Below are 26,499 nucleotides of genomic sequence, written 5' to 3'. Positions count from 1 at the left end.
AGGATAGTGTGATGATTAATAACATTTTATTTATGATTTTATTTTTGATAGTATTAATAACTAATGTTTTTGCTGAACAACCTAAAATATGTTTTTTTGCTGATGAAGGTTTTCAAGGGAAATCTATTTGTGCTACTCAAGGTCAGGCGGTTAGCGACCTTAAAATGGAATGGAATGATCGGATTTCATCTATTGCTATTCCTCCCGGCATGGTGGTTACTGCCTTTCAGGATATCAATTTTTCCGGCAAGAATTTCACCTTTAAGGAAAGTGTCGATTTATACCTTTCTCGCCGCTGGGCAGATTTAAATGATGCTATCAGATCTTTTAAAATCAGAAGTGCCGCCTGCTTTTATGAAACTGATGATTTTGGCGGGGAGTCAATATGTTTATCGGGTAACGAACGAATAGATCTTTATCACTCAAGTGATCTCTCTCTTGGTCAACATCATATTTTGAATCCACTGAATGATAGAGTTAACTCTATAAAAATCCCACCTAATACACAAGTCACTGTTTATCAAGATAATAACTACAGTGGAAAATATTTTGTTCTGACGGATGATTTTGCTTATGAAGAATTAGAAAAAATAGGAATGAATGATAGCATCACGAGTATTAAGGTTTCTCAGAAAGAGCACTTTATTTGTGATCAATACTGCATTATCAAAGGGAATCAATCCATTCCGCTGGGAGAGGCTTTTGGCTCTTATTGGTTAGATGATAGGATTAAATATAAAGAGTCATTAATTAGTTTTGATTTAAATGGTGAGGATAATTTCTCAATAGAATTTTTTGATGGCGGGATTTTCAAGGTTATAGGGCGAGCTGTAATATACATACACAACACCTTCCTAAATAATAGTTTTATTTTTGCGCTAAGAAAAGGCAGTGATAGATTATCATTTTTATCACGATTTAATGGTGGTTATTCTGAAGTGCAATTTATTGAGTCCAAAGATAGTAAAGCGGTGTATATTTCACCACTGGTCGGTTCTTTATTTGATTTTGGTTTGATTAATATAAATGTGACTATTAATAACTTTAATGAGGATCAAGCCTTGGTGGTGAATAAAGTCATTCTGACGGCAGAGAAAGCTGAGGCTCGCTCTGAACGGAGTATCCTGGGAACAGCAGCTTGTTGGCTTATTCCAATTATAAATATTTATAATTATGTTATTCAGGACAACTGTAATCAAGTCGATAGGGTGGCAAAGAGTGTTTATGATTTCTTTAATAACCCAGATAACAAAATATTGCAAATCAGCGGTAGTGCAAAACCTTTACCGAAAATGAATAATAGTCCAATAGAATTTGAAGTTCCTTTCGCAACCTTCAACTCCGGAGTTGGAGGCTGGCTCACTCATATTACTATTAATATGCAAGGAGGGTCATTAACGGTGCCAGCCACAGCACGGGCCTGCAATGTCTCGGTAAAGGATCAGATACTACCTCATCTAATGCGCCAGCGTCGCGATATAATTCCATATTGTGTTGAGTGGACTCTCAATATTTTGACCGATTTTACGTTGCTATTTGGTGACAGTATAGATACCTGGAATGCGGATAATTTTGGTCGGGTTATTGAGCGAATTTTGAGAGAGGGGAACATCGGCCATGCTGCATCAAATAGCGAGTCAGAAAGGCGTTTGATTGAAAATGTCCGAGCGAATCTGGCAGAAAATACAGACAACATGATTCATATAAAAACGGCATTTAATTTTTCACAACTGAGTTATGCAGATTATATGCAGAATCAGACATCTCAACAGGTCGCATCTCCCCCAGTCATCATTCAGCAATACCCCTTGGGACGTTATGAGTTAGCGCTGCAAAATTTTCAGTTAGTTGAGACGGTTCCACGCATACGCCGTGAGGGGCAATGGGTGAACGATCCTGATTTGCAATTTGAGGTAGAGTTGATTAGCGGTATTACTGCGGAAACGCAATCTGCCAGGCTGAATGTTCTGCCTGTCATCGAGGAATGGCGGCAGACATATTATCAGGCTAAAAAGCAATTATTGATGTCGGCTACCTCAGGTAAAGTCACCGATATGCCCTTCGATGAAGATGACATCTCCAGTGAGGCTGATTCTGTCATTGAGACTGCCACTGTCACTGAGACAGCCTCCCGTCTGGACGTTGTCACCTCTATTGAGGCTACCACCACCATTGAGGCGGCCTGCCTGGTCAGTGATGTTGCCCAGAGCTGGTTACGAAGCAGTCGTGATGATTATATCTACGTCATCGTCCGTTTAGCAGGAAGGGTGGTGAGTATTACAATGGCAATTGATATCAATGAGCATGATTCTGGCATTGCGGGTTCACTGTCTCATCCTGATTATGTATTGCATCCAGCGGCTGAAGGTACCATAAGAGGCGCGGGGACTGCGGCAATCAAAGCTTTAGCGATTTATCTGAAAGCTAAAGGTAGACGCTCACTGATTTCAGATGTTATCAGCGAACCATCAGCTATCGTGAAAAACAAGGTAGGTTTTAAGTTTGCCGAGGAGTTTTAACGTTAGTTTTCGCAACACGGCGGTGTGTGCTGCCAATAGAGGAAGTCAAAGCTACTAAGTCGCTGATTATGATTAAAAGTGTGAGTTGTGCATAAAAATGAGGAATAAAGATAAATATTTTTTAATAAAATGTTGTAATTCCCATATGCAAGCACTAACAGCACACATATAATCTGCGGCCACTGTACAGGGTCGGCATAATTTTGTAGTAAAGGAACTGTTTGCCTGCTAAATAGCTCTTCACGGGGCGGGTTCCGAGTCCGGTCAATATTAGAAATCCAATAGAGGTTATCATGGCTGTAGAACGTACTTTTTCCATTATCAAACCTAATGCTGTTGCCAAAAATAACATTGGTGCCATTTATGCGCGTTTTGAAAGTGCTGGTTTCAAAATTATTGCTGCAAAAATGCTGCATTTGACCAAAGAACAAGCTGAAGGTTTTTACGCTGAACATAAAGGCCGCCCATTCTTCGATGGTTTGGTAGAGTTTATGACTTCAGGCCCGGTTATGATTCAGGTTCTGGAAGGCGAAAATGCCGTTCAACGTCACCGTGATATCATGGGTGCAACCAACCCAGACAACGCACTGGCAGGCACTCTGCGTGCAGATTTCGCCGATAGTTTCACCGAGAATGCGGTACATGGTTCTGATGCAGTTGAATCGGCTCAGCGTGAAATCGCTTATTTCTTCAGCGAAAATGAAATCTGCCCCCGCTAATTAATTGATTTTATGAATTAGGTTGGGCTATTTAATCAACTGAAACAATAAAGTTGCCTACACGCCTTTCCAATCATGGAATCCATGCTTTAAAATTTGTACAATGCTGCGCCCCGGTGGAGACATCTCTGCCGGGGCGTTCTATTATTTATTCATCGCCGTTTCGAAAGCCGTACCCGGTTTAAAGCGCAGCGCCGTAAAGTGTAACAACGAGGCCACGACAACTCATGTCTGAACAATTATTAACTGCATCAATGCCAATTGATGCTGCCCCCCTGTCTGACAACGCGGTTGCAGCACCAGCAACCAGCAAAATCAATCTACTTGATTTAAATCGTCAGCAAATGCGCGAATTTTTTGCCGAAATGGGTGAGAAGCCTTTCCGTGCAGATCAGGTCATGAAGTGGATGTATCACTATTGCTACGATGATTTCGAGCAAATGACCGACATTAATAAAGGGTTGCGCGCCAAGTTACAGCGGGTAGCTGAAATACGTGCCCCCGAAGTGGCGGAAGAACAGCGCTCAACCGATGGCACCATTAAATGGGCCATCAAAGTCGGCGATCAGCAAGTCGAAACGGTGTATATACCGGAAGGCGACCGCGCGACGCTGTGTGTGTCATCTCAAGTGGGCTGTGCATTAGAATGCAAATTCTGCTCAACCGCACAACAAGGCTTCAACCGTAACCTGCGAGTATCAGAAATTATCGGCCAGGTATGGCGTGCGGCCAAGATTATCGGTGCAGTAAAGGCAACCGGTATCCGTCCGATCACTAACGTGGTGATGATGGGGATGGGCGAACCCTTATTGAACCTGAATAACGTGGTTCCGGCTATGGATATCATGATGGACGATTTTGGTTTCGGTTTATCCAAACGTCGTGTGACATTGTCGACTTCTGGTGTGGTACCAGCGCTGGATAAACTGGGCGATATGATTGATGTTGCCTTAGCAATCTCATTACACGCACCGACGGATGATATCCGCGATGAAATCGTGCCTATCAACCGTAAATACAATATTGAAACCTTCCTGGCCGCTGTTCGCCGTTATTTGGCAAAATCGAATGCCAATGGTGGGCGGGTTACGGTTGAATACGTTATGCTGGATCACATCAATGACAGCACTGAGCAAGCTCATCAGTTGGCAGAATGTTTAAAAGACACGCCGTGTAAGATTAACTTGATCCCATGGAACCCGTTCCCGGGAGCACCTTATGGTCGTAGCTCAAACAGCCGGGTGGATCGTTTTTCTAAGGTATTGATGGAATACGGATTTACCACTATCGTCCGTAAGACCCGTGGTGATGATATCGATGCGGCATGTGGTCAATTGGCCGGTGAGGTGATCGATCGCACCAAGCGTACCTTGAAAAAGAAAATGGCCGGTGAACCTATCGCCATTAAAACAGTCTGATTCACGATGCCATTAGTTTGTGCATAACTATTTGTTATTCAACTTATAATTTGTTAGGTAACCGATACAAAAAGGTTATTCAAAAGTCATTAATGGGGATAACATAAGTGCCTGATTCGGGTAAGTGCAGCGATTAACGTAGCTGTAGCTTGCAGACGACGGGTATTTTCACAAATAAGGACAATTGAGTAAGCATGAAGCTGACAAGACTGTGGAGAGTTTGCCTGATAGCGACTGTATTGGCGGGTTGTTCTGGTTCATCGCCGGAAAAAGTGAGCCAATCCGCCGCCGGGCAGACACGTTTACAACTGGGTTTAGAATATCTGGCGCAAGGTGATCTTACTGCTGCGCGGCAGAATCTTGAAAAGGCTGTAGCGGCAGATCCACAGGATTATCGCGCTCAATTGGGTATGGCTTTTTATGAGCAACGCATCGGTGAAAACGATGCAGCAGAGCAGCGCTATCAGCAAGCGATGAAACTGGCACCAGGAAATGGCACTGTACTGAATAATTACGGTGCGTTTCTGTGTAGTTTAGGGCAGTATGTACCGGCCCAACAACAGTTTAGCGCAGCTGTATTGTCGCCTGATTATGGTCAGGTTGCAGATAGTCTGGAAAACGCTGGATATTGCTTTTTACGGGCTAATCAAAATGACCAGGCTCGGGTACTCTTGAGTCGGGCATTGAAGTATGATCCGGATAAAGGTGAGCCGCTGCTTGCAGAAGCTCAAAGGCATTTTGGAGAAGGGAATCGCGCTCAGGCGCAATTATTACTGGATGTTTATCAACATGTACTTCCAGCCAGTGCTGAAAGTTTATGGTTACAAATTCGTTTCGCCGCGCTAGCAGGCCGTCAAGATAGTGTTCAACGCTATGGCAAGCAGCTTGCGCGAAGTTTTCCACAATCCAAACAGTACCAGCATTTTCTAGCTAATGAATACTGAAGCCTCCCAAGATCAAACTGTTCCAGAGACGACAGGTGTGCGCCTGCGTCAAGCCCGTGAAGCGCTAGGGCTAACTCAGCAGATGGTTGCAGAACGTCTGTGTCTGAAAGTATCCACAATCCGTGATATTGAGGAGGATAAAGCTCAAGCTAATCTCGCCTCGACATTCCACCGTGGCTACATTCGTTCTTACGCTAAACTGGTTCACCTTCCCGAAGATGAACTCTTGCCTATGTTGGCAAAACAAGCGCCGATCAGAGCGGCAAAAGTTGCCCCGATGCAAAGTTTTTCATTGGGCAAAAAGCATAAAAAACGTGATGGCTGGTTGATGAGTTTCACCTGGCTTATTGTGTTGGTTGTGCTCGGTCTGACAGGGGCATGGTGGTGGCAAAATCATCAGGCACAGCAAGCAGAAATAGTCACTATGGCTGATCAGTCTTCTGCTCAACTGTCGCAAAATGGCGGTCAATCTGTGCCGCTATCCGATGATAATAGCGATCCTGCGAACCCGGTGGATACTCAAGCTCCGGTCGCGAATAGCCAGCCGTCTACACCAACAGAAAATGGTACTGTACCTGCGACGAGCAGTGCAGCACCAGCAGATACGGCGAACAACGGTGTCAACACAACAGCACCTCAAGGAACAACTTCAGCGGAGTCTGCGGTTGTTTCTCCAAGTCAGGCCCCCTTGCCAAGTGTTTCTACCGCGCAACCACCATTACCTACAGCAGATGCTGGAGTGACTGGTACGACATCATCAGCCGATTCATTAGTTATGAATTTCACTGCTGATTGTTGGTTACAGGTTGTCGATGCAAGCGGGAAAACATTATTTAGTGGTATCCAAAAAGGGGGCGCGACCCTCAATCTATCAGGGAAAGCGCCCTATAAGCTGACCATTGGTGCTCCGGGTGCATTAACGATTACGTATCAGGGTAACCCAGTAGATTTGAGTAAGTTTATTAAGGCTAATCGCGTAGCCCGCCTGACTGTCGGTGTAGAGTAATATTGTGTTTTTGACAAACAACACTGTGGATCTAACAAATGGCTATTGTCTCGTGAAGGATAATGGTTTTGAAAGACGACTGCGTTGCGAAAACTACACGACTGTAAAGGAGAGTGTGTAATGCATAACGAATCCCCAATTATCCGCCGTAAATCGACGCGGATTTACGTCGGAAAAGTACCTATTGGCGATGGTGCGCCGATTACAGTGCAATCGATGACCAATACCAAGACCACTGATGTTGCTGCGACTGTTGCTCAAATTAAGGCACTGGAACGTGTTGGCGTAGATATCGTGCGAGTTTCAGTACCAACCATGGATGCGGCTGAAGCATTTAAGTTAATCAAGCAGCAGTCAAATGTTCCGTTGGTTGCCGATATCCATTTCGATTACCGTATTGCGCTAAAAGTTGCGGAGTATGGTGTTGATTGCCTGCGAATTAACCCTGGAAACATCGGTTCAGAAGAACGTATTCGTTCTGTGGTTGATTGTGCTCGTCACCACAATATCCCTATTCGAATTGGTATCAATGGTGGATCGCTGGAAAAAGATATTCAGGAAAAATACGGTGAGCCTACGCCGGAAGCCCTGCTTGAATCTGCGATGCGTCATGTCGATATCCTTGATCGTCTTAATTTTGATCAGTTTAAAGTCAGTGTTAAAGCCTCCGATGTTTACCTGGCGGTAAACTCCTACCGTCTGCTGGCCAAGCAAATTAATAATCCGTTGCACCTTGGGATAACTGAAGCCGGTGGCGCACGAAGTGGCTCCGTAAAATCGGCTATTGGTTTAGGCCTTTTGTTGTCAGAAGGTATTGGCGATACGTTACGTATCTCGTTGGCTGCCGATCCGGTAGAAGAAGTCAAAGTTGGCTTTGATATCCTTAAATCACTGCGGATCCGTTCTCGCGGGATCAACTTTATTGCCTGCCCAACCTGTTCTCGCCAAGAGTTTGATGTTATTGGTACGGTCAACGCGTTGGAACAGCGGTTAGAAGATCTGATTACCCCAATGGATGTCTCTATCATTGGCTGCGTGGTCAATGGGCCGGGCGAGGCATTGGTCTCGACTATCGGAGTGACCGGTGCTCGTAACCACAGTGGTTTCTACGAAGATGGGGTTCGTCAGAGAGAACGTTTTGATAACGAAAAGATGATTGACCAGTTGGAAGCTAAAATTCGTGCAAAAGCATCGATGCTCGATGCAAATAATCGAATAGTTATCAATATGCTGGAAGAAAAATAAGTAGCACGATCATTCGTTATCGTTGAATACAAAAAAGCGGGCATGGCCCGCTTCAGACTGCTGACAAACCTCGGTAACTCGATCTTGCAAGGTGAAGGCAGGTAGAAGAGTAAAGCGTCCGCGCCAGGGAGGGCGCGGCTCGAGCCCCCAGGGAGGGGTTTACGGCGTCTTTACGATCTGCCTGTTTTCACCGTTACGGGCACTTTGTCATTAACCTCAAGCGGGCATGGCCCGCTTTATAATGAGCCAGTAGAGGTGACAAATTGTCACCATTGAATATGTGGGCGGCAAGCCTCTATAATCGGCTTTATTTTTTGCACTATGCCCAATGTTATTGGCGTTGCTGCCGACACCGCTGCAACATCATGTAAACTGGGTATAAAACTACAGAGAACAGACGTGGCAAAGAACATTCAAGCCATCCGTGGTATGAACGACTACCTGCCAGCCGATACGGCAATATGGCAGCGTATTGAAGGTATTTTAAAGCAAGTGCTGGCAGGCTATGGCTACAGCGAAATTCGCATGCCGATTGTAGAGCAGACCCCGTTATTCAAACGCGCTATCGGTGAAGTCACCGACGTGGTTGAGAAAGAGATGTATACCTTTGACGATCGCAATGGCGAAAGTCTGACTCTGCGCCCGGAAGGTACCGCAGGGTGCGTGCGCGCAGGCATTGAACATGGTCTGCTGTACAATCAGGAACAGCGTCTGTGGTATATCGGCCCGATGTTTCGCTATGAGCGCCCACAGAAGGGACGTTACCGTCAATTCCACCAGTTAGGTGCGGAAGTTTTCGGTCTGCAAGGGCCTGATATTGATGCAGAATTGATACTGCTGACGGCTCGTTGGTGGCGTGCCTTAGGGATATCAGAGCATGTGCAGCTTGAATTGAACTCCATCGGTTCATTGGATGCGCGCGCTGATTATCGTGAAGCTCTGGTGACTTTCCTTGAACAACATGTTGATGTGTTGGATGAAGATTGCAAGCGTCGCATGTACAGCAACCCGTTACGTGTGCTGGATTCTAAGAACCCAGACGTTCAGTTATTGCTTAACGATGCACCTAAGCTATCTGATTATCTGGATGATGAATCAAAACAACATTTTGCCGGTTTGTGTGAACTTTTAAATCAGGCTGGCATCCCATATACCGTTAATGAGCGTTTAGTTCGTGGTTTGGATTATTATAACCGTACGGTATTTGAGTGGGTGACCAACAGTTTGGGCGCACAAGGTACAGTCTGTGCCGGTGGGCGTTACGACGGTTTAGTTGAACAACTGGGGGGGCGTGCCACACCTGCTGTTGGTTTTGCTATGGGGCTTGAGCGTTTGGTTCTGTTGGTACAAGCCGTTAATCCAGAGTTTAAAGTACCTGCGACTATTGATGTGTATCTCATCTCATCGGGTGAGGGAACGCAAAGTGCGGCGATGCAGCTGGCAGAACGTGTGCGTGATGTTTTACCGACCTTAAAGTTAATGACTAACTACGGCGGTGGCAATTTCAAAAAGCAAATTACCCGCGCTGATAAGTGGGGGGCGCGTGTGGCATTAATACTTGGCGAAAGCGAAGTGGCAGCACAGCAAGTGGTTGTAAAAGATTTGCGGAATGGTGAACAAGAAACGCTGGCGCAAGCGGATGTTGCTGCGCGTCTGGCTTTGATGTTGGGTTAAGGAGAGAGACACCGTGGAAGTCTATACCACTGAAAATGACCAGGTTGATGCAGTGCGCCGTTTCTTTAGTGAGAATGGTAAAGCGCTGGCCGTGGGTGTGGTGCTCGGGATTGGTGCATTAGTGGGCTGGCGTTACTGGCAGAGTCATCAAAATACTGTTTTGACGGAAGCCTCCTCTGCCTATCAGCAAGCCAGTGATGCCTTGTCAGCCAACAGTGCTGATGGTGTTGCTGTCGCTGAAAAATTTGTTCAGAGCAATAAAAATAACTACGGCGTACTTGCCGGGTTAGAGCTGGCTCACCACTTTGTTGAGCAAAACGAATTTGATAAAGCTGCGCAGCAACTTACCCAAGCATTGGGCCAGACAAAAGATGAAAATCTGCTGTCGTTGATTAATTTGCGTCTTGCTCGTTTGCAATTGCAATTGAAAAAACCAGATGAAGCATTGAAAACACTGGATGCAGTGCAAGGCGACGGCTGGACTGCGATGGCACAAGATGTTCGTGGCGATGCATTATTGAGCAAAGGTGATACCGCAGGTGCACGCGCAGCTTACAGTAAAGGTGTCGAATCAAATGCTTCTCAGGCGCTACAAGCTTTACTGCGCATGAAATTGAATAATTTGTCCAGCTAAGGGGTATTCCCATGCAATTGCGTAAAACACTCTTAGTAGGACTGGTATCTGTTGCCCTATTGAGTGGTTGTTCACTGTTTAACAGTGAAGAAGATGTGGTTACCATGTCGCCACTGCCAAAAGTTGAGAATCAATTCACGCCGACAAAAGTGTGGAGCACTTCTGTGGGTGGTGGTGTCGGTGATTATTACTCACATCTGCGCCCAGCCTGGCAGGGAACTTCTGTCTTTGCAGCGGACCGTAAAGGTCTGGTGAAAGCGATGGAAGCCGATACGGGCAAACAAATTTGGCAAACTGACCTGTCTGAGAAAACCAACTTCCTCTCCAGCAACCGTTCCGCAATGTTATCTGGTGGCGTAACAGCTTCAGGTGCTCATGTGTACGTCGGTAGTGAGAAAGCAGTAGTTTATGCGTTGAACTCTGACGATGGACAGGTGGCCTGGCAGACGGTAGTTGCTGGCGAAGCCTTGTCCCGCCCGGTTGTCAGTGATGGTGTGGTACTGATTCACACCTCGAATGGTATGTTGCAAGCGCTGAATGAATCTGACGGTGCCATTAAGTGGACATTAAATCTGGATACACCAGCCTTGTCTCTACGGGGTGAATCAGCGCCAACAGTTGCATTTGGTGCTGCACTTGTTGGTGGTGATAATGGCCGTGTCAGTGCGGTAATGCTGGAGCAAGGTCAGTTGATCTGGCAACAGCGTATTTCCCAAGTGACTGGGACTACTGAAATTGACCGCCTGAATGATGTTGATACCACACCTGTTGTTGTAGATGGCGTTGTTTATGCTCTGGCATACAATGGCAACCTGACTGCACTGGATCTGCGCTCTGGTCAGATTCTGTGGAAGCGCGAAATGGGTTCAGTCAATGACATTATTGTTGACGGCGGCAATATTTATCTGGTCGATCAGAATGATCGCATTGTTGCGCTGAAAGCCGATGGTGGTGTAACTCTTTGGAGTCAAAGCGATTTATTACATCGTAACTTGACGGCTCCTGTGATGTATAATGGTTATCTGGTTGTAGGTGATGCTGAAGGTTATCTGCACTGGGTGAATACCACTGATGGTCGTTTTGTTGCTCAGCAGAGCGTAGATAGCTCCGGTTTCCTGAGTGCGCCTGTGGTTGCCAGCGATAAGTTGCTGGTGCAGGCAAGAGGCGGCACGGTATACGCGTTCACCCGTTAATCCTTATTTAAAATGCCTGTCTGACAGGTTAATACCCAAGCCACTGGCGTTGCAGTAAGTAACACCGCTGCAACTTCAAGGAGGAAGGGTTCAAAGCGGCTCCTGATATTCAGGGGCCGTTTGTCTTCTAAAACTGCGCTGTTGAATGTTCGATACAGTGCTGTAACGCTTTGAAAATTAAGTAATGAGGCTCCAACAATGATACCTGTCATCGCGCTGGTCGGGCGCCCGAATGTGGGTAAATCCACTTTATTTAACCGCTTAACGCACACCCGTGATGCGTTAGTTGCGGATTTTCCCGGGCTAACGCGTGACCGTAAATATGGTCGTGCCGAGGTCGAGGGTCATGAGTTTATTGTTATCGATACCGGAGGTATTGATGGCACAGAAGATGGTGTAGAAACCAAGATGGCTGGTCAATCGTTACTGGCGATTGAAGAAGCGGATATCGTCCTGTTTATGGTCGATGCGCGCGCCGGGCTGATGCCTGCGGATCAGGGCATTGCTCAACATCTGCGCAGTCGTGAAAAAGCCACTTTCCTGGTTGCCAACAAAACTGACGGTATTGATCCAGATACCGCTACCGCCGATTTCTATTCATTAGGCTTGGGTGAAGTGCATGCGATTGCAGCTTCCCACGGCCGTGGTGTGACTCAGCTGATTGAAGATGTCATGGCGCCTTACATGGACGCCGAAGAACCTGAAGCTGAGTTGACAGACGAAGAAGCTAACGCGGCCTATTGGGCGGCGCAAGAAGCTGACGAAGATGAAATTCCAGAAGACGAAGAGGATGACTTTGATCCACTGAGTTTGCCAATCAAGTTGGCTATCGTTGGGCGTCCTAACGTAGGTAAGTCCACACTAACTAACCGTATCCTCGGTGAAGACCGTGTGGTGGTTTATGATATGCCGGGCACCACGCGTGACAGCATTTATATTCCAATGACCCGTGATGAACGTGAATATATTCTGATTGATACCGCAGGTGTGCGTAAACGCGGCAAGATCACTGAAGCGGTTGAGAAATTCTCGGTTATTAAAACCTTGCAGGCCATTGAAGATTCCAACGTTGTGCTGTTGGTCATTGACGCCCGTGATGGTATTTCAGATCAGGATTTGTCTCTGTTAGGCTTTATTCTCAATAGTGGGCGCTCACTTGTTATTGCGGTCAATAAATGGGATGGCATGTCAGAAGAAGCCCGTGCTCAGGTTAAAGATATGCTAGACCTGCGCCTTGGTTTTGTCGATTTTGCCCGCATTCACTTTATCTCTGCACTGCATGGTAGCGGTGTCGGTAACCTGTTTGAATCCATTCAGGAAGCGTATGACTGTTCAACCAAACGAGTGGGCACTTCCTTACTGACCCGTATTATGCAAATGGCAGAAGAAGATCATCAGCCTCCGTTAGTTCGTGGTCGCCGTGTGAAGCTGAAATATGCTCACGCCGGGGGTTATAACCCACCGATCGTGGTTATTCACGGCAACCAGGTTACTGATCTGTCGGATTCTTATAAACGTTATCTGATGAATTACTTCCGTCGTTCATTGAAAGTTATGGGTACGCCTATTCGTATCCAGTTTAAAGAGGGCGAGAACCCGTTTGCGGGTAAGCGCAATACTCTGACGCCAAATCAGATGCGCAAACGTAAACGTTTGATGTCGCACTTGAAAAAAGGTAAATAGTAACTGCAAAGCGTGGGCATTCCACGCTTTTTGCACATTTAATGACCGCCATCAGTAAAATGCCGCCTTGGTCGCTTAACCGTAAACAAAAGGAGTTGAACATCAGCCATGTCTTGGGAAACCTGGAGTTTTGCATTTAGTGTCACAGTACCCAACTTATTGATGATGTTACTCGGAATGCTATTACGGCGCGGCGGCCTGATGGATGATCGGTTCTGCGATGGCGCGACCCGTGTGGTGTTCAATCTGGCGTTGCCCTGCCTGTTGTTTTTCAGTGTCGCCACCAATCACGTCAGCGTACTGGATAACTTGCCCTTGGTTATCTACGGTGCTGTCGGTACCTTGCTGACATTCCTACTGCTCGAGATTGCCGCCAAGTGGTTGGTAAAAGACCCAAGAGAGCGTGGTGTGTTCGTGCAGGGTGGTTTCAGAGCCAATACCGCGATTGTTGGCCTGGCATTTGCTATGACGGCTTATGGCGATGAAGGGGTTGCTCTGGGGTCAATGTATCTGACGGTGACGGTGATTTTATTTAATATGCTGTCAGTGATAACACTAACCCGCAGCTTACAGAGTGGGCAGGGCGGTAAAATCAGCAAAGTGGCACTGCTGCGCAGTATTGTGACTAACCCATTGATTATCGGTCTGGTATGCGGTTTAGCCTATGCTCAAACCCAGTTGCCTATTCCCCAGGTGATTGTTCAGACTGGCAGCTATATCTCAGCATTGGCACTGCCCTTGGCATTACTCTGCACCGGCGCGAGTCTTGATTGGCATGCGATGTTCCGTTCTTCTAATGTGGCGGCATTATCCTCGGTGGCAAAACTATTCATCGTGCCAATATTGATGACTTTAGGCGGCTTGCTGATGGGGTTCCGTGGTGCAACGTTAGGTATTATTTTTCTATTCTCCGCAACACCAACTGCCGCAGGTAGTTATGTCATGACCCGCGCGATGGGAGGAAATGCTACGCTGGCCGCAAATATCATCGCGATAACGACTGTCGGTTCATTTTTCACTACCGCGCTGGGGATTTACTTTTTACGTTCACTGGGTGTGATGTAAGTTTTCATTAACCGCTGGGAGAGAATTTATGGATGCGCTATGTCCGGTTTGTCAGAAAACAATGGCGGAAGTGAGTGGCCACTTTCATTGCTCTAGTTGTTATGGCAACTATCAGCAACAGGCTGAATGCCCTGATTGCGCTAAACCGCTACAAGTATTGAAAGCGTGTGGAGCTGTTGATTATTTTTGCCAGAATGGGCATGGGCTGATTTCAAAAAGCCGCGTTCGTTTTAGTTATCTGCCAATGGTCTAATACCAATCGGCAGATCTATTGGCTGTGGCAATAATAACGGCGCTCAGTTAGCGGCTTTACGCTGACGGGGCTTTTTTGCCACCTTGATTTGAGTGATTTCACTTTCCACCCAGCCATCTTGCAGTCGGGTGGTTAGCTTGTCGCCAGTATGCACTTGTTTCGTGGTTTTGAGTAAGCTGCCCTCTGGGGTCTGCGTTACGCTGTAGCCGCGGGCTAGTGTAGCCAATGGGCTGACCGCTTCCAATTGTGAGCAGGCGATGCCAAAACGTTGACGATAGCCATTCAACTGGCGCTCTAATGCCTGACGCAAGCGGTACTCCTGCTGTTGTACCCGCTGATTATAACGATGGATCTGCCCTTGCGGTTGAGCTTGAACCAGCCGTTGTTGCAGCCGTTCAGTGCGTCGACTTAATCGGCGAATTTGGTTTTGCGCGCTATCTTCCAGTCGGCGTTGTAATTTCAACAGCAGTGTTTGCTGACGGGCCAATCGCAAATGCGGGTGTTGCTGTTGCAGCCGATGCTCAAGGCGGGTGAGTTGCTGATGGCGCTGCGCCAGATAATAATCCATCGCCATTTCCATGCGCTGCTGCTGCCCCTGAATTTGCCGAACCAACTCTATTTGGTTGCGGCTGATCAGCTCGGCGGCGGCTGATGGGGTTGGGGCGCGTAAATCGGCAACGAAGTCCGCGATAGTGACATCAGTTTCATGGCCGACCGCACTGACAATGGGAATCCTGCTATTAAAAATAGCGCGGGCAACCCGCTCGTCATTAAAACTCCACAAGTCTTCCAACGAGCCGCCACCTCTCCCGACAATCAATACATCACATTCCCCCCGCAGATTTGCCAGTTGAATGGCTCGGACTATCTGCAATGGAGCATCAGCACCTTGCACTGCTGTCGGATAAATAATAACCGGAAGTGAAGGGTCACGGCGCTGCAAAACTTGTAAAACATCGTGCAGAGCAGCACCACTGGATGAAGTTATCACCCCCACCTGTTTGGCTGGGCTGGGCAGAGGTTGCTTGTGGCTTTGGTCGAAAAGCCCTTCAGCGGCCAGTTGCTGTTTAAGCTGTTCAAATTGCTGTTGCAGCAATCCGTCGCCAGCAGGTTGCATGCTTTCGGCAATTAATTGGTAGTCACCACGCGGTTCATACAGGGTGATCGATGCTCTGACCAACACTTGTTGGCCATTTTGTGGGCGAAAAGTGGTTCGACGATTGGTGTTACGGAACATCGCGCAGCGCACCTGCGCCCGATCGTCTTTTAAGGTGAAATACCAGTGACCCGACGAAGGCTGAGAGAAATTGGAAATCTCGGCAGTGAGCCAAATTTGGCCCATTTCCATTTCCAGCAGTTGTCGCACCGTCTGATTAAGGCGGCTGACAGTAAAAATTGATGACGCGGAAGATTGTGACATGTGACCTGGTTCAAATTTTAAAACAAGCACTTAATTGATCGATATTACCTGCCTCAAGCCGCTTGGCAAGAAAAATAGTGAGAAAGTGCTGGAGGCAACCGATTACGCTCTGTATAATGCCACGGCAATATTTTATCTTTTTACATTCACCTTGGTGAGATATTGCCCATGCTACGTATCGCGAAAGAAGCTCTAACATTTGACGACGTTCTCCTGGTTCCAGCCCACTCCACAGTCTTGCCTAATACGGCAGAACTTGGTACTCAACTGACTGCAACTATCCGCCTGAATATCCCTATGCTGTCCGCAGCAATGGATACCGTAACCGAAGCTCGTCTGGCCATTGCGCTGGCACAAGAGGGCGGTTTAGGTTTCATCCACAAAAATATGTCCATTGAGCGCCAGGCCGAAGAAGTCAGCCGCGTGAAAAAACACGAAAGTGGCGTTGTAACTGAGCCACAGACTGTTACCCCTACCACTACTCTCCGTCAGGTTAAAGAACTGACCGCCCGTAACGGTTTCGCCGGTTATCCGGTAGTGACCGAAGATTACGAGCTGGTTGGGATCATTACCGGCCGTGATGTTCGCTTTGTCACTGATCTGGACCAACCCGTGACTGCGGTGATGACACCGAAAGAGCGTTTGGTGACGGTCAAAGAAGGCGAAGCCCGCGAAGTTGTGCTGCAAAAAATGCATGAAAAACGTGTCGAGAAAGCTTTAGTCGTTGACGATAGCTTCCATCTGCGCGGCATGATTACCGTGAAAGATTTCCAAAAAGCAGAGCGCAAGCCAAACGCCTGTAAAGACGAGCATGGCCGCCTGCGCGTTGGTGCTGCTGTCGGTGCCGGTGCGGGTAATGAAGAGCGTATCGATGCTCTGGTCGCTGCTGGTGTTGATGTTTTACTTATCGACTCATCTCATGGTCATTCCGAAGGCGTTTTACAGCGCATTCGCGAAACGCGCGCTAAATATCCTAACCTGCAAATCGTTGGCGGTAACGTCGCAACAGGTGCAGGGGCTAAAGCCTTGGCTGATGCTGGTGTGAGCGCAGTTAAAGTCGGTATCGGCCCTGGTTCAATCTGTACTACACGTATTGTGACCGGTGTTGGTGTTCCTCAGATTACGGCGATTGCTGATGCGGTCGAAGCGCTGGAAGGTACTGGTATTCCGGTTATTGCCGATGGTGGTATTCGTTTCTCTGGCGATATTGCTAAAGCCATTGCGGCGGGTGCTTCATGTGTCATGGTCGGTTCTATGCTGGCAGGGACTGAAGAGTCTCCGGGCGAAATCGAACTGTATCAAGGCCGTTCATTCAAATCTTACCGCGGTATGGGATCACTGGGTGCGATGTCCAAAGGCTCTTCAGATCGCTACTTCCAAACCGATAATGCGGCCGATAAATTGGTACCAGAAGGTATCGAAGGGCGTGTGGCATACAAAGGTCTGCTGAAAGAGATTGTGCATCAACAAATGGGTGGCCTGCGTTCATGTATGGGGCTGACCGGCTGCGGCACTATCAATGAATTGCGCACCAAAGCTGAATTTGTTCGTATCAGCGGTGCAGGCATTCAAGAAAGCCATGTTCATGATGTTACCATCACCAAAGAATCACCAAACTACCGCATGGGCTAATTCCAGGGCTTAAACCGGCGAATGTGACTATCGTCCGCTGCTCGCATTGCTCATTGACTTGCTGTCAACTGCGCATGCTGTGCTGCGGGCGTTAGCCAACTTCTTGGTTCCGTCGACTGGAATGACCTATGAATAATAATGGTAACTCTCTAATTTTATTAATTATCTGTGGAATTTGCCGCACATGACAAAAAATATCCATAAACATCGCATTCTTATCCTCGATTTCGGCTCGCAATACACCCAACTGGTGGCGCGCCGTGTTCGTGAAATTGGTGTCTATTGTGAACTTTGGGCGTGGGATGTGACCGAAGACCAGATCCGCGAATTTAATCCAAGCGGCATCATTCTCTCCGGCGGCCCTGAAAGCACCACTGAACATGACAGCCCACGAGCGCCTGATTATGTGTTCACTGCTGGGGTTCCGGTGCTGGGTGTGTGCTATGGCATGCAAACCATGGCAATGCAGCTGGGCGGTAAAGTCGAAGGGTCAAACCAACGTGAATTCGGTTATGCGCAGGTTGAAATTAAAACTGACAGCGCGCTTATCCGTGATATCAAAGATGCCATCAATCCAGCCGGTGAAGCGGTGTTGGATGTTTGGATGAGTCATGGCGACAAGGTTACCGCGATCCCGTCTGACTTTGTCACCGTAGCCAGTACTGATACCTGCCCGTTTGCCATTATGGCTAACGAAGAAAAACGTTTTTATGGCGTGCAGTTCCACCCTGAAGTGACGCACACCAAGCAAGGTCAACGCCTGCTGGAGCGCTTTGTTCTGGATATCTGTGCTTGTGAAGCACTGTGGACCCCGGCCACCATTATTGAAGATGCTATCGTGCGTTTGCGTGAGCAAATTGGTGAAGACCACGTCATTCTTGGTCTGTCCGGTGGTGTTGACTCATCCGTGACCGCAATGCTGTTGCATCGTGCTATTGGTAAACGTCTGACTTGTGTGTTTGTTGATAACGGCCTGCTGCGTTTGAATGAAGCGGATCAGGTGTTGGAAATGTTCGGCGATAAATTCGGCCTGAACATTGTTCATGTGGCGGCAGAAGATCGTTTCCTGGCGGCACTGGCTGGTGCTGATGAACCAGAAGCCAAGCGTAAAATCATTGGTCGCGTGTTTGTTGAGTTATTTGACGAAGAAGCCTGTAAACAAGAACAGGTTAAATGGCTGGCGCAGGGCACTATCTACCCAGACGTGATTGAATCCGCTGCATCTGCCACCGGTAAAGCGCATGTGATTAAATCGCATCACAATGTGGGCGGCTTGCCTAAAGAGATGAAACTGGGTTTGGTTGAACCGCTGAAAGAGCTGTTTAAAGACGAAGTGCGTAAAATCGGCCTCGAACTTGGCCTGCCATACGACATGCTATATCGTCATCCATTCCCAGGCCCAGGTTTGGGTGTGCGCGTTCTCGGCGAAGTGAAAAAGGAATATTGTGATTTACTGCGCCGCGCGGATGCTATCTTTATCGAAGAGCTGCATAAAGCAGATCTGTACAATAAAGTCAGCCAGGCCTTTACCGTGTTCCTGCCAGTTCGTTCCGTCGGTGTGATGGGCGATGGTCGTAAATATGACTGGGTTGTCTCTCTGCGTGCGGTTGAAACTATTGATTTCATGACAGCACATTGGGCGCATTTGCCATATGACTTCCTGGGTCGTGTTTCAAACCGCATCATTAATGAAGTCAATGGTATTTCCCGAGTAGTTTACGATATTAGTGGTAAACCACCTGCAACAATTGAGTGGGAATAAGCTTCTAATAAGATATTGTTTCTAATCTAAATGAAGCCTCCGATATTTCGGAGGTTTTTTTATGTTGGTCATAAGAAAAATAGTAATTATGTTTTTATCTTTAAATATAAATAAAAAATGAATTAATTTTTCACAGGTTGTTCTTTTAAATTGTTTATGTGTGTGTGAGTATAAAAAAGTTAATTATTGCACATCGGGTCATGCAAAAAATAGCATGTTTCTGCTTACTTATTTTAAAAGGTGAAGCATGAATATCAATAATCAGCTAGATAAGGTGTTTTATGCATTGATTTTTATCTCATGCAGTTCAATGTCTAATCATTTTGATGAGGATAATGTCTGTTTTTACTCTAATGATGGCTATATCGAAAAAGGGGGGGCAAAGAAGTTTTGTGTGCCATATTATACTGAAGATGAGTGGTTATTTAGTCTGTGGAACAATAATATAGCCTCTATTAAAATACCATTAAATCTCCAGGTTGATGTCTTTAGCGATTTTTCATTTACGGGGAAATCGGCATCGTTTTATAAAAACACCAATTCTGCTGAGTTGGAAAAATACGGTTTGATATCTGATATAAGTTCCTATCGTGTTTTACCTAAAAAATTGTACTCCAGTAATAAGCGAATTATTTTTACCTATCATTCTCATCTGTTTCCAGAAAGGTATCTCAGCTACAATTATTATTTTAGCCGTGGACACAGTATTCTTTTAAGTAGAAAGGACCAACCTATAGATATCGACAGTCAAAGTTCCTCTGTCTTTTATAGTCATGCTGGGCAGATCATGACCGCTTTTGCTGGACAAGGATTTGATCGTAATCTCTATTGTTTGTTTCCGGCCGATCGTAGGAAGGGCAATTTAGCTGCTGATGTTACATTTAGCTATTGCGATATAGGAAATAAAGGGCAGGTTTGGCTCCCTCAAAAAATAAAAGATCAGACAGTGCTGGTTAATCAAGGCACGGGCACAGCCTTGTCATTAGATGAGCAGGGGTTTTATGTGAGTTTGCATCCACGATCCAATGTGATGAATCATCTGTTTGGCCGAGGAAACCAAAATTATCACTCGGAGATTGAAATTAACGAAAATACAATATGGTTTGATGAACCCTACATTGAGAATATGAAGTCATTTGCGGTAAGACCTTTCCTTCAATATAAAGAGACATTTGAAGCATTAAATGAGTCCGGCCATAGAGATGTTATAGTTAATCATTTAGATAAATCCGATGATATTAATATCTATTTGGGCGGAGATAAAATAGGTATGCATGTTTACTACAATGCAGAGACCAAATCTTTAATTTCTTATAATAAATACAGTGATGAACAGAAATTAAAAGAAGCATCATGCCTTTCATTAGTTAATAACCCTGTAGGGCAGGGACATGACTTACCACTCAACTTTACTTATAACCGCAGTAGTTACAGTGATAACGCTATTGAGTATCGCTGTGATAATGGTATTGCTTATAATAAATATACACATAGGTGGAATTTTCTAGCAGATGATCAATATCATTTTTTAGTTAATGGACATGAAAATAAAGTGCTGCACTTTTATATTAATGAAAACCCACAAAAGATAAATTTCAGAGGCGGCGTTATTGGCCCGAAAGTGGGTGAGCATATTGGCCAGGCGATTAATTTTAGTGATCGAAAACCACAGGATGCAATATTCATTAATAACCCGGCTTTAGCCCATATTCTTGAGATGGAAAAAGGCATTTGTGAGTTAAGTGCAACTCAAGATAAAAATAATACCCGGTGTGGCGGGACAAATACCCGTTGGTCTTCAACTGATTACCAAGTATTGAATACCGATCTCAGCCGTGACTATATCCCTTGGTTGTTATCACAAATAGCTAATAGGTTGCATATAAATGAATGGACTGATGAATTGGCGGCTTTCCTGCAAAAGGTTGAAGCGTTGGAGACGCTTTTCGAACAGAAGAGAAACCAGCCAGCTGATAAACCGGCATTAGAGCAAACAAAAACACTATTGGTCGAGTTTTTGCAGACTTATGGCTCAGATGAATACACCAAAATTTGGTATCAAGCCGCTTATCTCCTAAATCGAGTCGATGTATTAATCGAATGGGAGAATAACTCGCCACCATAGTTACAAAATGTGACGTGCATCACATTTAACTTTACCCTCTCATTGATGGATGTATAATCTTGACGAATCTTTACAACTAAACTAAATGTTTAACATATTTATCTTATAACTCACATCGCCATCAGGCGGGAAGTCCATTCATTACTAGTCAAGATTGCCACTGCCGCAGGGTGTTTCAGACGGCAGTTTAGCTCGCAGTAACCCACATCTGTTAACGCCATGCCGATAGCATGTCCATTTATTCAACAGATGAATACTGCGCGCGTGCTCTTTTGTGGAGAAAAAACATGTCGGTAACTCGCTCTGCGATACCCCAGCTGCGCGGTATTTCGCGTCGTCGCCTGCTAGGCTATGTCGGTGTCGGGCTGGTCAGCAGCCTGATGAACCCCCTCTCTTTGGATGCTTTCGCAGCATCAACTCAAACTTCGCCGCAGAACTTTGAAAGATTTATGTTGGTTTCCCGCACACTGACGGGTAAACGCCAGCTTAATGCGCAGGTTGGTCAGCGAATCTATCAAGTATTGCTCGGTAAAGTCGGTGGTTTTGACCAAAAACTCGCCTTATTGCAGCCTCTGCCCGCCGGTGAGCCTCATCAATGGCCGCCATTACAACAGCAGATTGCCCGGCAGATCTTGCAAGGTTGGTATGTGGGTGTCATTGGTGAAGGAACTGATGCAGCAGTTATCAGTTATGAAAATGCGTTGATGTTCGATGCGGTATCCGATGTGTTGGTTATTCGCTCTTATTGCCCGAATAAACCTGGATACTGGGCTGCAAAGCCTGATGTCGCCTTATAATTTTGGAGAATACATTTATGGCTGACACACTCAAGGCGGATATCGTCGTCATTGGTTCGGGCGTGGCTGGCGGCTTGGTTGCGCATCAATTGGCGATGGCTGGCAAATCAGTATTGGTGCTAGAAGCTGGCCCACGCCTTTCGCGCTGGGAGATTGTGGAAAACTTCCGCAATCAGCCCGACAAATCAGACAATATGGCACCTTACCCCTCAACTTCTTATGCCCCTCATCCTGAATCTAACCCTAATAATAACTATCTGATTCAAAAGGGTGAACACCCATACGATGTACAATATATTCGTGCGGTAGGGGGCACCACCTGGCATTGGGCGGCATCGGCCTGGCGTTTCCTGCCGAATGATTTCAAGCTAAAAACAATCTATGGCGTTGGGCGCGACTGGCCTATTGACTACGCAGCGCTGGAAAAGTGGTATTTACGCGCAGAGCAAGAGTTAGGGGTTTGGGGGCCGAGTGATGAAGATCTTGGCTCACCGCGCAGCGCACCTTATCCAATGGCACCGCTGCCACTGTCGTGGAATGAACAGCGTATTAAAACCGTGCTAAACAGTCACACTTTTAATGGCAGCCACTTTGATGTGGTGACCGAGCCGGTGGCCCGTAATAGCCGCCCTTATGATGGCCGTCCTACCTGTTGTGGCAACAATAACTGCATGCCAATTTGCCCGATAGGGGCGATGTATAACGCCATTACCCATGTAGAAAAAGCCGAGCTTGCAGGTGCTGTTATCCGCCCACAAGCCGTGGTGTATAAACTGGAAGTCAATGACCAGCAGCAGATCACCGCTGCCTTATTTAAGGATGCGCAGGGTAATGAGCATCGCGCTGAGGGTAAGTATTTTGTGCTGGCGGCCAATGGTATTGAAACGCCAAAGCTGATGCTGATGTCCACCAGTGATAAAAATCCGCTTGGTGTGGGAAATAGCTCCGATATGGTTGGGCGCAATCTGATGGATCACCCAGGCACCGGTGTGACCTTTATGGCTAATGAACCGTTGTGGCCGGGGCGTGGCCCGCAGGAAATGACCTCTTTGATTGGCTTCCGGGATGGTGCATTTCGATCCGAATATGCAGCGAAAAAGATTCATTTGTCTAACTTATCTCGCACTGATCAGGTCACGATTGAGTTACTCAAGCAGGGGGAATTGCAACTGGGGCCACAGTTGGATGCGAAGATCCGCGATCGGGCGGCGCGCTTTGTGCAGTTCGACAGTTTCCACGAAATTCTGCCACATGTAGAAAATCGCATTATTCCCAGCCCGACCGAGAAAGATGCCATCGGTATTCCGAAGCCAGAGTTTTACTATGCGATGGATGATTATGTGCGCAAAAGTGCGGTGCACACGCAGCAAGTTTATGCTGAGGCCGCCAGGTTGATGGGCGGTACAGAAGTGCAGTTCCATAATAATTTTGCCAATAATAATCATATTACGGGCACCACCATCATGGGTAATGACCCCAAAGATTCAGTAGTCGACAGTGATTGCCGCAGCCATGACCATAAGAATTTGTTTATCGCCAGCAGCAGTGTGATGCCCACTGTCGGTTCAGTGAACTGTACTTTGACGATTGCCGCGCTCTCTCTGCGCATTGCTGAAACACTTAAGGCCGAGGTGTAATATGAAAAAGCAAACCTTGGCTCACTCAATGAGATTCCTGTTTATCGCATTCGGATTAGCTGTAGCCGGATATGCCAGTGCAGATGCTAATTTAATTGCGCGTGGTGAATATCTGACTAAAGCCGCGGACTGTGTGGCGTGCCATACCACCAAAGAGGGTAAACCCTTTGCCGGTGGATTAGCCTTTAAAACCCCGATGGGCACCTTATATTCGCCGAATATCACACCCGATAAAGAAACCGGAATTGGCAGTTGGACCGATGAGGAGTTTTTGCGCGCACTGCATGAAGGCAAAGGCAAAAATGGCGAAAATCTCTACCCTGCATTCCCTTACACCTCGTATACCTTGCTGACCGATGAGGATGTTAAAGCGATTAAAGCTTATTTGTTCAACTTGCCAGCGGTGCATCAGCCGAATCGTGAGAATGACATGCCGTTCCCCTTCAATCAGCGCTGGGGGTTGTGGTTCTGGAATCTGGTGAATTTTGACGGGCAGCGCTTCCAACCGGATACCAGTAAGGATGCACAATGGAATCAGGGGGCTTATTTTGTTGAAGCGCTGGGGCACTGCGGTGAATGTCATACCCCGCGCAATATCACTATGGGGATGAAAGACAGCAAAGCCTATTCTGGTGCCGATATTGATGGTTGGACAGCATTCAATATTACCTCAGACCCCCATGCTGGAATTGGTGGCTGGAGCCAGCAGCAGGTAGTGCAATATCTGCGTAGCGGCCATGTTGACGGTAAAGCACAAGCGGCTGGGCCGATGGCAGAAGTCATTGAAAACAGTACGCGCCACCTGACTGACAGTGATCTGAACGCGATGGCCGTATATTTGCGCACGCTGAAACCATTGAATCCCGATGATGAGGCCAAGAGTCGCTCGGATTGGGGGCAGGCGGCAACCAGTGTTAATACCTTACGCGGCATGCCTTTCATCGCAGATAACCACACCGATGGTGCGCGTTTGTATCTGGGGAATTGCGCCAGTTGCCACAGTTTTACCGGTGAGGGGGTGAAAGACGGTTATTATCCATCATTGATGAAGAACTCGGTGGTCGGGGCATCCACGCAAAATAACCTGATTAATGTGATTCTTCACGGTGTGTCGCGCCAAACCAATGATGGCGAGGTCTTTATGCCCAGTTTTGCCAATACATTAACTGATGAACAGGTGGTTAGTTTGAGCAATTATCTGTTGCAACAGTTTGGCCAACCCACTTTGAATATCAAAGCTGAGGATGTTAAAGCATTACGTGAAGAGTAATTAATCAATAAAGATAAGGGAGCTTCGGCTCCCTTACTCTCTTTTCGTTTCTATTATTGAGTTCTTGGCCTTATTTAACCTTTTCATTATGCCAATGCATTAATATATAGTCGCCATCGTTACTCTTACCGGAGGCAATTGCTACCCAGTTTTGTTTGCGATAAAACGCCATAGCTTGCTGGTTTTTTGCCAGGCACTTTAATGAGCCATGAGAAGTAAATCGCTGTTGTGCTGCCAGCAATAAGGCCTTACCCACCCCAAGATGCTGTGCTTTAGGATCAACAAACAGGTTATGCAGGAAACTCTCCTCCATAAATATGGAGGCAAAACCAAGGTGGTCATCGCCATCAATCGCCACCAGAATGGTTTCACCCAGAGTGGAACGGTCAAAATCCTCCAGACGAAAATGCTCCCCATCCAGCCAGCTAAACGCGGCCTGACGTGATGCCAAATACAAAGTGCGCAGAAATGGTCGATCACTCTCTCGATACTGACGAATCTGTATGCTCATTCTTCGGTTATATCTCCAAGACTGCTGGGTTGATCATTGGTTTAGTTAATACATCATTGATCTTCTATCACCTGCCCGTGATAATAACAATTCTGACTCGGGGTGCCTGCTACAAATCGTGGTATGGCTGAGATATTACCCGTATTACCTGATCTGGATTATGCCAGCGTAGGGAAGTGTATTAATGAAGCGTATCAATGCGTTAACTATTGCCGGAACTGACCCAAGTGGTGGTGCCGGTATTCAGGCTGATCTAAAAACCTTTTCTGCATTACAGGCCTACGGCACCAGTGTTATCACCGCTTTAGTGGCGCAAAACACCCGTGGTGTGCAGTCGGTCTATCCCATCGAACCGGCTTTTGTTGCCGCCCAATTAGATTCTGTTCTCAGTGATGTGCGTATCGATAGCGCCAAAATCGGCATGCTGGCAAATGCGGAAATTGTCGATATTGTCGCCACGCAATTGCGCCGTTATCCCATCCCATTTGTGGTATTAGATACCGTGATGGTCGCCAAAAGTGGTGATCCTTTGCTGGCACCTCAGGCCATTGATGCTGTGCGCCGTATACTGCTCCCACGGGTTGCTTTGATTACACCTAATTTGCCGGAAGCTGCGGCACTGCTGGATTGTTCGTCCGCACATAATGAGCAAGAAATGCGCGAACAGGGGCGAGCACTATTGGCTTTAGGCTGTCAGGGAGTATTGATGAAAGGCGGGCATTTGAGCGGCGAAGAAAGTCCGGATTGGCTGTTTACCGCTCAGGGGGAACAGCGTTTTGTAACGCGCCGGGTTAATACCCGACATACCCACGGCACTGGTTGCACCTTGTCGGCAGCACTGGCGGCATTACGGCCACGATATGCCAATTGGCCAGATACCGTCAGTGCAGCTAAAGACTATCTGCAAGGGGCGCTGGAGCAGGCCGATACCCTTGAAGTGGGGCAGGGGATCGGGCCGGTGCATCATTTCCACCGATGGTGGTAATGCCCTT

At 46.9% G+C, this 26,499-nt stretch carries 21 protein-coding genes and 1 riboswitch; of the genes, 19 read left to right on the top strand and 2 right to left on the bottom strand.

Annotated elements, in window-relative coordinates:
- Window positions 1–11: 11 nt before the first annotated feature.
- The 12 genes from FGL26_RS09995 to FGL26_RS09930 all read left to right on the top strand — a co-directional run bounded on the left by FGL26_RS09995 (window position 12) and on the right by FGL26_RS09930 (window position 14,353).
- Window positions 12–2,519 carry a peptidase inhibitor family I36 protein gene (locus tag FGL26_RS09995; protein ID WP_005172606.1) on the top strand — a complete coding sequence of 836 codons (2,508 nt, stop codon included), beginning with the start codon at window positions 12–14 and terminating at the stop codon, window positions 2,517–2,519.
- A gap of 293 nt (window positions 2,520–2,812) precedes the next feature.
- Window positions 2,813–3,238: a nucleoside-diphosphate kinase gene (gene ndk / locus FGL26_RS09990; protein WP_005172605.1), complete on the top strand. Its 426-nt coding sequence runs from the start codon at window positions 2,813–2,815 to the stop codon at window positions 3,236–3,238.
- Window positions 3,239–3,492: 254 nt separating this feature from the next.
- Entirely contained in the window at window positions 3,493–4,656 is a 1,164-nt protein-coding gene (rlmN, locus tag FGL26_RS09985; RefSeq protein WP_227746672.1) for a dual-specificity RNA methyltransferase RlmN, read from the top strand.
- 194 nt (window positions 4,657–4,850) lie between these two features.
- Window positions 4,851–5,600, top strand: coding sequence for a type IV pilus biogenesis/stability protein PilW (pilW, locus tag FGL26_RS09980; RefSeq protein WP_005172603.1), 750 nt, complete (start codon window positions 4,851–4,853; stop codon window positions 5,598–5,600).
- Window positions 5,590–6,606 (top strand): cytoskeleton protein RodZ, encoded by a 1,017-nt coding sequence (gene rodZ, locus FGL26_RS09975; RefSeq protein ID WP_005172602.1) that lies wholly within the window; start codon window positions 5,590–5,592, stop codon window positions 6,604–6,606. The genes pilW and rodZ overlap by 11 nt, the downstream gene beginning before the upstream one ends.
- Before the next feature lie 120 nt (window positions 6,607–6,726).
- A complete protein-coding gene (gene ispG / locus FGL26_RS09970) occupies window positions 6,727–7,851 on the top strand; it encodes a flavodoxin-dependent (E)-4-hydroxy-3-methylbut-2-enyl-diphosphate synthase (RefSeq protein ID WP_005172591.1) in 1,125 nt (374 codons plus the stop codon).
- Window positions 7,852–8,250: 399 nt separating this feature from the next.
- A complete protein-coding gene (gene hisS / locus FGL26_RS09960) occupies window positions 8,251–9,525 on the top strand; it encodes a histidine--tRNA ligase (RefSeq protein ID WP_005159557.1) in 1,275 nt (424 codons plus the stop codon).
- 13 nt (window positions 9,526–9,538) lie between these two features.
- Window positions 9,539–10,159, top strand: a complete 621-nt coding sequence (locus tag FGL26_RS09955) for a YfgM family protein (RefSeq protein ID WP_005172568.1) — start codon at window positions 9,539–9,541, stop codon at window positions 10,157–10,159.
- An 11-nt stretch (window positions 10,160–10,170) separates the two neighbouring features.
- Complete coding sequence (bamB, locus tag FGL26_RS09950; RefSeq protein ID WP_005172565.1) at window positions 10,171–11,352, top strand: outer membrane protein assembly factor BamB; 1,182 nt, start codon at window positions 10,171–10,173, stop codon at window positions 11,350–11,352.
- Window positions 11,353–11,550: 198 nt separating this feature from the next.
- The gene (der, locus tag FGL26_RS09940) at window positions 11,551–13,035 is read left to right on the top strand and encodes a ribosome biogenesis GTPase Der (RefSeq protein ID WP_005172557.1); all 1,485 of its coding nucleotides are present in this window, start codon (window positions 11,551–11,553) and stop codon (window positions 13,033–13,035) included.
- A gap of 108 nt (window positions 13,036–13,143) precedes the next feature.
- Window positions 13,144–14,100: an AEC family transporter gene (locus FGL26_RS09935; protein WP_005172553.1), complete on the top strand. Its 957-nt coding sequence runs from the start codon at window positions 13,144–13,146 to the stop codon at window positions 14,098–14,100.
- 28 nt (window positions 14,101–14,128) lie between these two features.
- The gene (locus FGL26_RS09930) at window positions 14,129–14,353 is read left to right on the top strand and encodes a zinc ribbon domain-containing protein (RefSeq protein ID WP_005172551.1); all 225 of its coding nucleotides are present in this window, start codon (window positions 14,129–14,131) and stop codon (window positions 14,351–14,353) included.
- Window positions 14,354–14,396: 43 nt separating this feature from the next.
- Here the strand turns inward: FGL26_RS09930 and xseA are convergent, their stop codons facing one another.
- Window positions 14,397–15,773, bottom strand: coding sequence for an exodeoxyribonuclease VII large subunit (xseA, locus tag FGL26_RS09925; protein ID WP_005172547.1), 1,377 nt, complete (start codon window positions 15,771–15,773; stop codon window positions 14,397–14,399).
- 168 nt (window positions 15,774–15,941) lie between these two features.
- On the opposite strand from xseA, the gene guaB reads away from it, so the two are divergent.
- From guaB to FGL26_RS09890, 6 genes are all read left to right on the top strand, one after another.
- Window positions 15,942–17,405 (top strand): IMP dehydrogenase, encoded by a 1,464-nt coding sequence (gene guaB, locus FGL26_RS09915; RefSeq protein WP_005172545.1) that lies wholly within the window; start codon window positions 15,942–15,944, stop codon window positions 17,403–17,405.
- A 184-nt stretch (window positions 17,406–17,589) separates the two neighbouring features.
- Window positions 17,590–19,167: a glutamine-hydrolyzing GMP synthase gene (guaA, locus tag FGL26_RS09910; RefSeq protein ID WP_005172541.1), complete on the top strand. Its 1,578-nt coding sequence runs from the start codon at window positions 17,590–17,592 to the stop codon at window positions 19,165–19,167.
- A gap of 247 nt (window positions 19,168–19,414) precedes the next feature.
- Window positions 19,415–21,292 (top strand): hypothetical protein, encoded by a 1,878-nt coding sequence (locus tag FGL26_RS09905; protein ID WP_005172537.1) that lies wholly within the window; start codon window positions 19,415–19,417, stop codon window positions 21,290–21,292.
- 287 nt (window positions 21,293–21,579) lie between these two features.
- Window positions 21,580–22,089, top strand: coding sequence for a sugar dehydrogenase complex small subunit (locus FGL26_RS09900; protein WP_005172533.1), 510 nt, complete (start codon window positions 21,580–21,582; stop codon window positions 22,087–22,089).
- Window positions 22,090–22,106: 17 nt separating this feature from the next.
- Window positions 22,107–23,726: a GMC family oxidoreductase gene (locus FGL26_RS09895; protein ID WP_005172530.1), complete on the top strand. Its 1,620-nt coding sequence runs from the start codon at window positions 22,107–22,109 to the stop codon at window positions 23,724–23,726.
- Between the two features lies 1 nt (window position 23,727).
- The gene (locus FGL26_RS09890; protein WP_005172526.1) at window positions 23,728–24,996 is read left to right on the top strand and encodes a c-type cytochrome; all 1,269 of its coding nucleotides are present in this window, start codon (window positions 23,728–23,730) and stop codon (window positions 24,994–24,996) included.
- 70 nt (window positions 24,997–25,066) lie between these two features.
- On the opposite strand, the gene FGL26_RS09885 is transcribed toward FGL26_RS09890, so the two are convergent.
- Window positions 25,067–25,507: a GNAT family N-acetyltransferase gene (locus FGL26_RS09885; protein WP_005172523.1), complete on the bottom strand. Its 441-nt coding sequence runs from the start codon at window positions 25,505–25,507 to the stop codon at window positions 25,067–25,069.
- Between the two features lie 88 nt (window positions 25,508–25,595).
- Window positions 25,596–25,699: riboswitch (TPP riboswitch) on the top strand.
- Here FGL26_RS09885 and thiD point away from each other — a divergent pair.
- Window positions 25,692–26,492: a bifunctional hydroxymethylpyrimidine kinase/phosphomethylpyrimidine kinase gene (gene thiD / locus FGL26_RS09880; protein ID WP_005172521.1), complete on the top strand. Its 801-nt coding sequence runs from the start codon at window positions 25,692–25,694 to the stop codon at window positions 26,490–26,492. Its footprint overlaps the riboswitch before it by 8 nt.
- Window positions 26,493–26,499: the final 7 nt, after the last annotated feature.

The sequence above is a fragment of the Yersinia enterocolitica subsp. enterocolitica genome, from assembly GCF_901472495.1.
Lineage (GTDB): Bacteria > Pseudomonadota > Gammaproteobacteria > Enterobacterales > Enterobacteriaceae > Yersinia > Yersinia enterocolitica.
The sequence above is the reverse complement of the archived record's forward strand: the minus strand, read 5'-3'. Positions and strand labels throughout refer to the sequence as shown.

What these genes read in the sequence shown, in the direction of transcription:
- FGL26_RS09930 (WP_005172551.1), top strand. Translation starts at nt 14,129, where the DNA reads ATGGATGCGCTATGTCCGGTTTGTCAGAAAACAATGGCGGAAGTGAGT.
- FGL26_RS09885 (WP_005172523.1), bottom strand. Translation starts at nt 25,507, where the DNA reads ATGAGCATACAGATTCGTCAGTATCGAGAGAGTGATCGACCATTTCTG.
- guaB (WP_005172545.1), top strand. Translation starts at nt 15,942, where the DNA reads ATGCTACGTATCGCGAAAGAAGCTCTAACATTTGACGACGTTCTCCTG.
- ispG (WP_005172591.1), top strand. Translation starts at nt 6,727, where the DNA reads ATGCATAACGAATCCCCAATTATCCGCCGTAAATCGACGCGGATTTAC.
- rlmN (WP_227746672.1), top strand. Translation starts at nt 3,493, where the DNA reads ATGCCAATTGATGCTGCCCCCCTGTCTGACAACGCGGTTGCAGCACCA.
- FGL26_RS09935 (WP_005172553.1), top strand. Translation starts at nt 13,144, where the DNA reads ATGTCTTGGGAAACCTGGAGTTTTGCATTTAGTGTCACAGTACCCAAC.
- der (WP_005172557.1), top strand. Translation starts at nt 11,551, where the DNA reads ATGATACCTGTCATCGCGCTGGTCGGGCGCCCGAATGTGGGTAAATCC.
- bamB (WP_005172565.1), top strand. Translation starts at nt 10,171, where the DNA reads ATGCAATTGCGTAAAACACTCTTAGTAGGACTGGTATCTGTTGCCCTA.
- xseA (WP_005172547.1), bottom strand. Translation starts at nt 15,773, where the DNA reads ATGTCACAATCTTCCGCGTCATCAATTTTTACTGTCAGCCGCCTTAAT.
- thiD (WP_005172521.1), top strand. Translation starts at nt 25,692, where the DNA reads ATGAAGCGTATCAATGCGTTAACTATTGCCGGAACTGACCCAAGTGGT.
- guaA (WP_005172541.1), top strand. Translation starts at nt 17,590, where the DNA reads ATGACAAAAAATATCCATAAACATCGCATTCTTATCCTCGATTTCGGC.
- FGL26_RS09905 (WP_005172537.1), top strand. Translation starts at nt 19,415, where the DNA reads ATGAATATCAATAATCAGCTAGATAAGGTGTTTTATGCATTGATTTTT.
- rodZ (WP_005172602.1), top strand. Translation starts at nt 5,590, where the DNA reads ATGAATACTGAAGCCTCCCAAGATCAAACTGTTCCAGAGACGACAGGT.
- pilW (WP_005172603.1), top strand. Translation starts at nt 4,851, where the DNA reads ATGAAGCTGACAAGACTGTGGAGAGTTTGCCTGATAGCGACTGTATTG.
- FGL26_RS09895 (WP_005172530.1), top strand. Translation starts at nt 22,107, where the DNA reads ATGGCTGACACACTCAAGGCGGATATCGTCGTCATTGGTTCGGGCGTG.
- FGL26_RS09900 (WP_005172533.1), top strand. Translation starts at nt 21,580, where the DNA reads ATGTCGGTAACTCGCTCTGCGATACCCCAGCTGCGCGGTATTTCGCGT.
- ndk (WP_005172605.1), top strand. Translation starts at nt 2,813, where the DNA reads ATGGCTGTAGAACGTACTTTTTCCATTATCAAACCTAATGCTGTTGCC.
- FGL26_RS09995 (WP_005172606.1), top strand. Translation starts at nt 12, where the DNA reads ATGATTAATAACATTTTATTTATGATTTTATTTTTGATAGTATTAATA.
- FGL26_RS09890 (WP_005172526.1), top strand. Translation starts at nt 23,728, where the DNA reads ATGAAAAAGCAAACCTTGGCTCACTCAATGAGATTCCTGTTTATCGCA.